Genomic DNA, 8,054 nt, shown 5'->3' on the forward strand with positions numbered 1-8,054 from the left:
CCCCCTTTGAAGATATTGAGCTTGTGAAGTGATAAAGAGTATCTCGAAAAACAGCAGGCAGAGGTATCCTTTCCCTTGCCATGGGTTTTAAAAAACCAAGAAGATGTAGAATGAAAGCGATACCTTCCCTGCTCCCAATACGGAGAAGCTTTTTACGCGACGGAAAACGCCATGAAGAGATACATAATTAGACGGTTTATTTTTGGGATTATAGTTGTAGGGATTGTATCCTTGATGATTTTTTTGGCCACCAGGATCGGGCCTGATCCTGCGTTCATGATCGCCTCCCCCGGGGCTGACGAAGCCGAACTCAATTCGATCCGGGATCGCTTTGGTTTGAATGAGCCGCTGCCGGTCCAATATTTTATTTTCATCAAAAAAGCACTACAGGCCGACTTTGGTGAGTCGATCTATTACGGTCTGCCAGTTGCGGAGATCGTGTGGCAACGGCTGCCACCTACGTTGATGCTCGTAGGGGCAGCCAAATTCATATCTTTGTTTTTTGGAATATTGGCCGGTGTATTAGCTGCTAGGAGACGCGGCAGTTTTACCAATAATTTTTTGCGATGGTTTTCGTTTCTGGGTTTGTCCATGCCTAACTTTTGGATCGCCATGTTGTTCATTCTTATTTTTTCTGTGAAATTAAAGGTTCTACCCACAGGGGGCTATGGAACATTCTGGCACCTCCTGATGCCGGCCTTTTCCTTGGGCTGGTATTTTAGTGCCGGATATACCCGCATAACGGAGTCGTCTTTGCTGCAAGTATTGAATAGCGAGTACATTAAGCTCTGCCGGGTGAAGGGACTTTCCGAACTATCGGTAGTGGCCAAGCACGCTCTGAAAAACTCGCTTATTCCCGTGGTTACCTTGGCCGGGATGAATATTGTGATCATGGTTTCGAGCGCCGTAGCCATCGAGATGGTTTTTGCCTGGCCGGGGTTGGGACTCCTCATGTACCATGGAGCCATCTATCGCGATTTTAATGTGGTACAGGCGGTCATCCTGTTTATCTCTGTGAGTATGGTGTTTATTAACTTAGCGGTGGATATTCTCTATGCCTACCTGGATCCGCGCATCCGCTATGATTGAAAAATCGACTATACATTAAAGAAGAAAGATTATGGACTCAGAAATTTGGAAACGGATAAGGGATATCTGGAGAAGGGTGCCAAAAGCCGCGGTGATCATTATCCTTTTGCTCATCCTGACCGCGATTTTCGCCGACTTTATGGCGCTGCATGATCCGGAAATTGGCGATCCCCGGCAGCGGTTGTTGCCCCCGGTCTGGGAACAGGAAGGAAAATGGACATATCCTTTGGGTACAGATACCATGGGGCGGGATGTACTCAGCCGGATGATTTACGGATCAAGGGTCTCTCTGTTGGTGGCTTTTTCCGCTGTGATTATTGCCGGATGTATAGGAACCTTTTTAGGATTAATGGCTGGATTTTTTGGGGGCTGGGTGGATCAAGTCATTATGCGCTTTACCGACGCCTGGCTGAGTATTCCTACGGTAATGTTCGGAGTCCTCATGGCCGTCATTGTAGGCCCCGGGGTCTGGAATATCGTCATCATCCTGGGGGGCACATTTTGGTCGAGATATGCCCGAGTGGTACGGGGGGAGACCCTGAGCATGAAGACCAGGGATTTCGTCCATCTGGCCAAAATTGCCGGATGTGGAAACCCCCGCATCATCTGGAAGCATATCCTGCCCAATGTATTCAATAGCGTGATTACGCTCTCTTCCTTACAAATCGGAATTGTTATTGTCGTGGAAGCCTCTCTCACCTTCCTCGGCGTAGGGGTTCCACCGCCCAAGCCAGCCTGGGGATTGATGCTTTCGGAGGGTAGAGGAGGGTTGCTGGCCGGTTATTGGTGGTTAGTCGTTTTTCCTGGGGTAGGTATAGGCCTGTTGGTTTTTTCTTTTAATGTTATTGGAGATTGGCTCCGCCGTTATCTCGATCCTTTTTATCGCAATATCGAGTGAGAACCATGGAAAAGAAAACCCTGTTACAAGTCGTCGGGTTGACCACTTATTTCTTTTCCTTTGCGCGCACCAGAATTGTAAAAGCGGTTGACAATGTGTCTTTCGAGGTCAATGCTGGGGATCGCCTGGCTTTGATTGGCGAGTCGGGTTGCGGGAAAAGCACCGTGGCCGCATCCCTTCTACGTGTTCTACCCCCTTCCGGCGAAACGGTGAGCGGGAAAATCCTTTTTGAAGGAGAAGACCTCTTGCAAAAGAGCAACAAGGAGATGACCCAGATTAGGGGTAGGAAGATCGCCATGATCCTGCAAGACCCCATGATGTCTTTGGACCCGGTGTTCACAATCGGGGAACAGATTGGGGAAACCTTAGAGCAGCACACCAGCCTGCGCGGCGACTCCCTGATCCAACGGATCAAGGAACTCTTACTGGCTGTGCGGATCCCGGAACCTGAGCGGAGGATTAAACAGTGGCCGCATGAAATGAGTGGCGGGATGCGCCAGAGAATTGTCGGAGCGATTGCCATTAGCTGTGAGCCGAAATTGCTCATTTGCGACGAAGCGACGACGAATTTGGACGTAACCATTCAACTACAATATTTAAACTTACTCAAGGATCTGCAAAGAAATACTGGCGTAACGTTGGTTTTCATTACGCACAATCTCGGGATTGTAGCGGAGTTGTGCGAATATGTGATTGTTATGTATGCGGGCAAGATCGTGGAGCGCGCGCCGGTGGTGGATGTTTTTGATTCCCCTGCCCATCCCTATACGAAGGCTCTTTTAGATGCGGCCTTTGGGTTACAGGATCTAAGGAAACGAAGGCCCATTCCTGGTGAGCCACCTAATTTGGCCAATTTGCCTCCCGGATGCAGGTTTAACCCGCGTTGTCTGTACGCAGATGAGCGTTGCCGCAAGGAAGAACCGCCAGAAGTGACCTTGGCGGCTGCACGGAGCGCCCAATGCTGGTATCCCATAAAGGCATGAGCAGAGAGGTGCCACAATGGTTCTTCATTCTATTTTCGGGAGGGTTCGATAATAATCGGGCGAATAGAAGAATACCCAATGGAAAAGAGAGAGTTTGATTATTTACTGCAGATTCGGAAGCTAAAGATGCATTTCCCGGTTAAGGCCGGGATCATCTTAGATCATGTGATCGGATGGGTCAAAGCCCTGGACGGTGTTGACCTTACCATCAAGCATAGGCAAGTTGTTGGACTGGTGGGAGAGTCCGGAAGTGGGAAGACCACCCTGGCCAAAGTCTTGCTCCTTCTCGAGAAGCCTACGAATGGGGAGGTGCTCTTCAAGGGAAAAGACATACACTCCTTGAATGTTTCGGAGTTAAAAGCCTACCGTCGCACCCTTCAAGCGGTCTTTCAGGATCCTTTTGCCTCTCTTAGCCCTCGTCTAAGGGTTAAAGAGATCATTACGGAGCCCCTGGAAGTTTCCAGCACCCTGAGCAAGGAAGAGCTGGAAAACAAAGTTGTGGAAGCGATGCACATGGTAGGGCTGGACACGGGACTGAGGAGGGTCTACCCTCACGAACTGAGTGGGGGCCAACGACAGCGGGTGGCCATCGCGCGGGCCATCTCCACGGAATCGAAAATCATCATCTTGGACGAACCCACTTCAGCGCTGGACGTCTCCGTTCGCCTGCAGATCATTCACCTCTTGATGGATTTGCAAAAGAATCTGGAACTCAGCTACCTGCTGATCGGGCACGACCTGGCCATGGTGGCCTATATGTCCACGGACATCGCCGTGATGTACCTGGGAAAGATCGTCGAATTTGGGGAGACGAAGGAGCTATTAAAAAACACAACACATCCCTACACCCAGGCGCTTATTGCGGCTTCCCTCCCCGATCACCCCCGGGATAAACGGGAACGTACTGTTTTGTCCGGAGAGATCGCTAGCCCTTTAAATGTACCGCCGGGCTGCCGTTTTCATCCCCGATGTCCCGGGATAAAATCGATTTGCAGGGAGCAGGAACCTTCTTTAGTTCCTGTAGGGGACAACCACTGGGTGGCCTGTCACCTGGACGGCCAAAGGGCGGCAAGCAGCTCTATTTAGGGTTGGAATGTTAAACAGGAAGGGACGGGATATAAGCATTTTAACACTTCACTTATGGGAGGCCTTATTATGGCCATGAAGGTGATTACGAGTTTGCCTATCGCCTCGGCCGAGGAAATATTGGCTAAAGCTGGAATCCAGTTGGTCCAGGGGCCCTTATGGACGGAAAAGGCGGTCATCGAATACGGGGCAGATGCGGATGCCGCAATCGTAGGGGCCAATGAACCGTACACGCCGAAAGCTATTCAGGCCTTATCTAAATGTAAAATTCTAAGCCGGATGGGGATTGGGTACAACAATATCGATGTGGGGGAAGCTACCCGGCAGGGGATCCCGGTAGCGGTCGTTCTCGACGCCAGCGTTCACGAAGTCTCCGACCACGCTTTGGCTTTCCTTTTGGTCTTTTCCCGGAAACTCTTTCCTCTGACGCAGGTCGTCCGCAATGGCAACTGGAAACCCGCGAGCAATGACATCATCAACGCTCGAGGCCGGATGTTCCGCCTGAATCAGCAGGTATTGGGTGTAGTGGGTGTGGGAAGGATTGGCAGCCGCGTGTGCTTAAAAGCTCGGGCCTTCGGAATGCGGGTACTGGGTTATGACCCTTATTTATCCCGTGAAGACCTTCAACGAGTAGGTGCCGAGAAGGTGGAATTTGAACAACTGCTTCAGGAATCGGATTTTATATCTCTCCATGCCCCCCTCACTTCCGAGACGAAAAACCTTTTCGGCTTGAAGGAATTCAAGAAGATGAAACCCACGGCCGTTATTATCAACACGGCGCGAGGACCCATCATCGATGAACAAGCCCTCTATCAAGCCCTTAGGGAGGGGTTGATCACCGGCGCGGGCCTGGATCTTACCGAGCCAGAGCCTCCCCGCCCGGATGACCCGCTCCTAAAACTTGAGCAGGTCTTGATCACCGGCCATTCGGCTTATTTTTCAGAAGCATCCAATCTGGAGCTGCAGCAAAAATCGGCCGAAGCTGTGCTCCTGGCCTTGAAAGGAGAATGGCCTCCGTTTCTGGTCAATCCTGAAGTCAAAGAGCAAAGGAATTGCCGTATTCCTTGAAGGTTGAAAAATAAAGTCTGGTAAAAGTGCCGGGGAACGGGTTTTTCCGCAAGGGGGTGATGAACTGAATTTAACGTAAGAAATGTTTTGGTGAGAATAGAAACTGACAACAGGAGGAAAAACGATGAGCAGTCAAGGAACGGATGAAACTCCTTGGAAAGTTCCGGGGAAATGGTCGGTAAGCCCCTATTGTTTTGAGCCGGAAGTACGGGCCAACTGGAAGATTCCCCCACAGGTCACCATCCACGACGTGACCTTGAGGGATGGGGAACAAACGCCAGGCGTCGTCTTTCGGAAAGAGGAAAAATTAAAAATTGCCCATGCCCTGGAGGAGGCCGGCATCCAGCGTATCGAGGGGGGAATGATCGCCACCTCCCAGGAGGATTTCGAGGCCCTCGCAACGATGGCGAAAGAAATCAAGAACTCTGAAGTAGCCTGCTTCGCCCGGGCCCGCCGAGATGATATGGAGCTGGCGGTCAAGAGCGGAGTGAAGCGGGCCGTTATGGAGATCACGGCTCAGGATCATATTATTAAAGGTATCTGGGGCAGCCGGGGCAAGGCCGCAGAAGAGATCATCAAATTGGTAAAATTCGGCAAAGAGAACGGCCTGAAAGTTACCTACTTCCTCATGGAAAGCAGTCGGGCCAGCCTGGATTTACTGCGGGACATCATTATCCCGGTTGCGGAAGAGGGAAAGCCCGATAACATTGCGATTGTGGATACCCGGGGCTCCGCCTATCCCCCCGCCTTTGCCTGGTTAGTGGCCGAGGTGAAGAAGTGGGTGAAAGTTCCCATAGAAATCCACTGCCATAATAATTGGGGATTTGCCACCGCTACCACCTTAGCCGGCGTAACCGCCGGCGCGGAAGTGGTGCATACTTGCGTCAATGGTATGGGAGGAAACGCTCCCCTGGATGAAATTATCATGGGTCTCGAGGCATTCCTGAAGGTCAATACGGGAATCAAGACCCAAACCTTTACCCGGCTTTCCGCAATGGCCAAAGAGTTCTCCCGGGCCGAATGGTACAAACCTTTTGTCGGATCTTTGACCTCACAGGTAGAAGTGGGCATTGCCACCCGGCAGATGTGGGACCGACGCAACGAGCTGGGATATGGACGCGGCGAGATCCTAAATTACGAAGTTGTGGGAGGGAAGGCCATCGACGTGGTGTTGGGAAAAAAGAGCGGTCGATACTCGATCATGCTCAAAGCTTGGGAGGCCGGCCTTCCTTTACCCTCGGAGGAGCAGGCTTCAGCCATGTTGAATCAAATCAAGAATATTTCAGAGGATAACAAGCGGTTAGTCACTGAAGCAGAATTTAAAAAGATTTATGCCCAAGTCATGGGCGGCAAAGGATAAGCAACGCGACCACTTTGTTAAATTTCAGCGTAATCCTGGGTTATCCGGGAAAAAGGAGGCAGAATGTCAGAATTCGGATTTATGGGAGTAGATTGGGAAGAAAGGGTTAATTTCGATCGGCTCCGGCGGGAGCGGGTGCAGAAAGCCAAAGAGGCTATGGAAAAATCCGGGCTGGATGCTTTGTTTGTCTTTGCCCTGGAAGATGTCCGGTACCTCACCGGATTTCGCTCTCACCTCGGCCCGGTGACGATCCTCGGCTTGGCCGCGGTGGTCCTACCCCGGGGTGGGGACCCTATTCTCTGTACCCTGGATGTCATCCATGCCCGGACGCGCATGCCCTGGATTCGTCCGGAAAACATCATGGGACGACCCTTCATCCGGTCGGAGGGAGGCACCAAGAAGTGGGCCGAGGAGATAAAAGGGAAAATTGGAAAACTCGCTGAAGGGAAAATCGGCGTGGACCTGGTGACCTTCGGCCTTTCCCAATGGCTGCCCAAATGTTTTCCCAAAGCCCAGTTGGTGGATGGGAGGGAGGTCCTTAACCAGGCCAAGATGATCAAGACCCAGGATGAGATCGAATGCCAGAAGATCGCTACCATGATCACCGAGGCCGGCTTCCAGGCTTTTCTGGATAATCTAAAGCCGGGCGTGAAGGAATGTGAGCTTCTGGCCTTTGCCTGGCAAAAATTCACCGAGCTGGGCAGCGAATGGAGCCAATGTGCCAACATCGTCTGTTCCGGCCCCTATACCGCCCCCTACCGGAGATTCACGTCCGATCGGGCGATCCGCGAAGGGGACATGGTGATCGTGGATATCGGCGCCTGCTTCAACGGGTACTGGGGAGACTTCACCCGTACGTATGTCTGCGGGGATGTCCGGCCCACCAAAGAGCAGATCGAGCTGCATCAGGAGAGTTACAACACCCTGTTCAATGCCTGCGCCGAGGCGAAGGTGGGGAAGACGAACGGGGACATCGGCAAACACCTGAACCATCCCCAGACCAACCCGAATTCCGATGACCTCTCGGGGGGGCACGGTGCGGGGGTCAACCCCTGGGAGCCGCCGTGGGTCGCCAATCTCACCCCGGACGTCATAATACCCCTGCAGCCGGGTATGCTCTTCAGCATTGAACCGTATGCGGGAAAACCGGGCGTCGGCGGATTCCGGCTGGAAAACCAGGTGTTTGTTGGGAAAGAGCCGGACATCATAACACCCTTGAGCTTCGATGAGCGGTTGCTGCGGGATGTTCATCCTCTGGATAGAACTACAGGAAGAAAAATCCGCTACCCCAAATAATGAAGGTCCTCATTCCAACCCTCTCCCCGGTGGGGAGAGGGGAAGGGTGAGGGACAGGATAAGAAAGGCATCAGGAGAAAGGCCTTATCGCCAGGGAATGCCCTTCGCGATTCGGCCGGCGCAAGGAATCGAAAGAAAGAGAGCGTTCCCCATGGATGGTAAACCGGTCCGCATAGCAATCGTGGGCATCGGGATGTGGTGTAAGGCCCTGGCCATCGTCGTGCAAAAAAGCGGAGCCTTCAAGATCGTCACCTGTTACACCCGGACCAAAGCC

General features: G+C 52.1%; 7 protein-coding genes. All 7 read left to right on the top strand.

The genetic code is table 11. The annotated features are described in order from the left end of the window. Positions 1–171 precede the first annotated feature (171 nt). Complete coding sequence (locus Q7V48_11135; protein ID MDO9211279.1) at positions 172–1,089, top strand: ABC transporter permease; 918 nt, start codon at positions 172–174, stop codon at positions 1,087–1,089. Between the two features lie 31 nt (positions 1,090–1,120). After that, entirely contained in the window at positions 1,121–1,987 is an 867-nt protein-coding gene (locus Q7V48_11140; GenBank protein ID MDO9211280.1) for an ABC transporter permease, read from the top strand. A 5-nt stretch (positions 1,988–1,992) separates the two neighbouring features. Next, positions 1,993–2,970, top strand: coding sequence for an ABC transporter ATP-binding protein (locus tag Q7V48_11145; protein ID MDO9211281.1), 978 nt, complete (start codon positions 1,993–1,995; stop codon positions 2,968–2,970). Positions 2,971–3,048: 78 nt separating this feature from the next. Beyond that, positions 3,049–4,056: an ATP-binding cassette domain-containing protein gene (locus Q7V48_11150; GenBank protein ID MDO9211282.1), complete on the top strand. Its 1,008-nt coding sequence runs from the start codon at positions 3,049–3,051 to the stop codon at positions 4,054–4,056. Positions 4,057–4,125: 69 nt separating this feature from the next. Beyond that, positions 4,126–5,124 (top strand): C-terminal binding protein, encoded by a 999-nt coding sequence (locus tag Q7V48_11155; protein ID MDO9211283.1) that lies wholly within the window; start codon positions 4,126–4,128, stop codon positions 5,122–5,124. A gap of 124 nt (positions 5,125–5,248) precedes the next feature. Further along, the gene (locus tag Q7V48_11160) at positions 5,249–6,484 is read left to right on the top strand and encodes a hypothetical protein (GenBank protein ID MDO9211284.1); all 1,236 of its coding nucleotides are present in this window, start codon (positions 5,249–5,251) and stop codon (positions 6,482–6,484) included. A gap of 63 nt (positions 6,485–6,547) precedes the next feature. After that, a complete protein-coding gene (locus tag Q7V48_11165) occupies positions 6,548–7,780 on the top strand; it encodes a Xaa-Pro peptidase family protein (GenBank protein ID MDO9211285.1) in 1,233 nt (410 codons plus the stop codon). Positions 7,781–8,054: the final 274 nt, after the last annotated feature.

The organism is Deltaproteobacteria bacterium (genome assembly GCA_030654105.1).
Lineage (GTDB): Bacteria > Desulfobacterota > SM23-61 > SM23-61 > SM23-61 > JAHJQK01.